Origin of the sequence: Neisseria gonorrhoeae (genome assembly GCF_003315235.1) — a bacterium.
Lineage (GTDB): Bacteria > Pseudomonadota > Gammaproteobacteria > Burkholderiales > Neisseriaceae > Neisseria > Neisseria gonorrhoeae.
Window position 1 is genome coordinate 1 of record NZ_QNRU01000072.1, and the last position, 1,209, is coordinate 1,209.

2 protein-coding genes and 1 pseudogene are annotated in these 1,209 nt (G+C 44.3%); 2 read left to right on the plus strand and 1 reads right to left on the minus strand.

Annotated elements, in window-relative coordinates; translation table 11 throughout:
• The coding region (locus DFR77_RS12700) for an IS110 family transposase (protein ID WP_139593800.1) at positions 1-332 on the minus strand (332 nt) is incomplete at its 3' end.
• A 79-nt stretch (positions 333-411) separates the two neighbouring features.
• Between DFR77_RS12700 and DFR77_RS12705 the strand changes: the two are divergent.
• Positions 412-641, plus strand: a pseudogene (locus DFR77_RS12705) (IS1595 family transposase); the annotation flags it as partial.
• A gap of 357 nt (positions 642-998) precedes the next feature.
• Positions 999-1,209: transposase (locus DFR77_RS12720; protein WP_488472648.1), on the plus strand; the 211-nt coding region annotated here is incomplete at its 3' end.

The following is a 1,209-nucleotide window of genomic DNA, read 5'->3' on the forward strand; positions in this document are numbered from 1 at the left end:
GCCGACCGGCAATACTGCGCTATCAGTTTTGCATCCTGTTTGCCTGTTTTGGTTCGCTTGAACCTGCTTTCTGCATACTTGCTTATTTTCAGCGGGTTCACTACGTAAACGCTGTAATACTGCGCGAAGTAGTCGGCAACTTCTTCATAATAGTTTCCCGTTGCCTCCATGCAGATATGCAGATTCTGACATCCCAAGCTTTTCAACCGGTCCGAAAACTGATCTAAACCTTTTGAATCGTTGTCAAACTTTGCCGAATATTCGGCATTGCCGACAATGGCCGTTGCGTCAAAAGTCAACTTGGATATGTCCAATCCTACGGTGTTACGCATGGGATTACCCTTATATATTGCGTCCCTAAGAAGGGGCGATTAACAAAAATTAATGCCCTTTCTTAGGGACGCAATATATAAGGTTTATACCGTCGTTGTCCCTAATGCGCAATCAGCGACATTGTTGCCAATTATCCGAAAGAAAGTTAAGCCTGATGGCATTGTATACACGGATACCTTTCGTAGTTATGATGTGCTTGATGTTAGTGAATTTAGCCATTTACGTAAGTTTAACGGCATTCCCAAAGAGCATTTGGGGCTATATTTAAAGAAATGCCAATGGCATTTGAAATAGAATCTCAAATTTAGATTTTAAGACAATTAGTTAATGGGAATTTGGTCTGGTTATCTAGTACAACCCCAAAAGTTTTTATATAAAAACAGTTTGGTAAGTTCTCTTCGTGAAGTGCTTATGTTTTGCCACAAAAGTTCCATAATCATGGCGGCATCACCCAAGCTCCATCCTTCCAAGAAAATGGCATCTTTGTTATGGTTGAAAATCGACTCCATACGATTTTGGACAAGCATAGGGATAGATGTTCTGAAAAACGGCAGCGCGGGCATTCTCCAACCACCTTCCCAAATCTTATAATACAAACCCGAAGACCTTTGCAAAATTCCCCTAAAATCCCCTAAATTCCCACCAAGGCATTTAGGGGATTTCCCATGAACACCTTCTTCCGGCAAACCGCACAAGCCATGACTGCCAAACACATCGGCCGCTTCCCGCTATCGGAGTTGGACCAGGTGATTGATTGGCAGCCGATCGAACAATACCTGAACCGTCAAAAAACCCGTTACCTCCGAGACCGCCGCGGCCGTCCCGCCCATCCCCTGTCGTCCATGTTCAAAGCCGTCCTGCCCGGACAATGGCACA